This is a genomic window from Bacillus sp. LR--39, from assembly GCF_053613335.1.
The window spans coordinates 1-1,026 of sequence record NZ_JBSIOT010000370.1 but is presented as its reverse complement, the minus strand read 5'-3'; the positions used below and the strand labels follow the sequence as shown (position 1 = coordinate 1,026).

The following is a 1,026-nucleotide window of genomic DNA, read 5'->3' as shown; positions in this document are numbered from 1 at the left end:
AGGCTCAATCTCCGGCTTCGGATTGGACAGAGCCAAAATCACCTGGCCTTCCCGAACCCATTTCTTATTGATCAATCCCGGAACACCGGTTGTCGCAACGACGATATCGCAGCTTTCCATCAATTCTTCGATGCTTTCAGCCGCATGGCCGCCATAGTTCTCTAAACGCGCCATCGCCTCAAGCGATTTATCCGTTCCGACAACACGTTTTACTCCATATGCCATAAACATCCTGCAGATCGCGACACCCGCCGCGCCCAGGCCGATTTGGCCGACATGGGCCTGCTTCAGATCCACCCCTGCACTCTTGGCTGCTGAAATGGCGGCCGCCAGCGTCACAACCGCCGTACCGTGCTGGTCGTCATGCATGACCGGAATATTCAGGTCGTTTTTCAGGCGCTCTTCAATTTCAAAACAATGCGGTGAACCGATGTCTTCAAGCAAAATGCCGCTAAAGCCGGGCGCGATGTTTTTAACCGTCCTTACGATTTCATCAGGATCATTCGTGTCGAGCAGAATCGGAACCCCGCTGATATCCGCAAGCTGGTCGAAAAGAGCGGCTTTCCCTTCCATAACAGGCATTCCAGCAACTGGCCCTATGTCTCCCAAGCCAAGGATGGCCGTGCCGTCCGTTACAATTGCAACCGAATTGCCGATTCCGGTATAAATATTCGCTTTTTGCGGCTCTTCTTTAATGAGCTCGCACACGTTCGCGACACCCGGCGTATACACCCGACGCAGATCAGCAAGCGAGCGAATCGGCATCTTGCTTTTCATGCGGATTTTGCCGCCTTCATGTGCAGCCAGCACGTCATCTGAAACGGTATGAAGATGGATGCCTTCTTTTAAGTTGCGGATCACTTCAAGAATCTCGGTGAGCTGTTCTTCATGCTCAACTTGAACCGTAATGTTCCGCATCGTATAATTCGGCCCTACCTTGATCGTTTCAATCTCTCCGATATCACCGCCGGCAAGGCCGATCGCCGTTGTCACCTTTCCAAGGTTTCCGGGTGCTGAAGGGATTTC

General features: G+C 52.4%; 1 protein-coding gene. It reads right to left on the bottom strand.

Annotated elements, in window-relative coordinates:
- On the bottom strand, nt 1-1,026 hold a 1,026-nt coding region (locus ACWHAR_RS23330; protein ID WP_452087982.1), incomplete at both ends, for an NAD(P)-dependent oxidoreductase.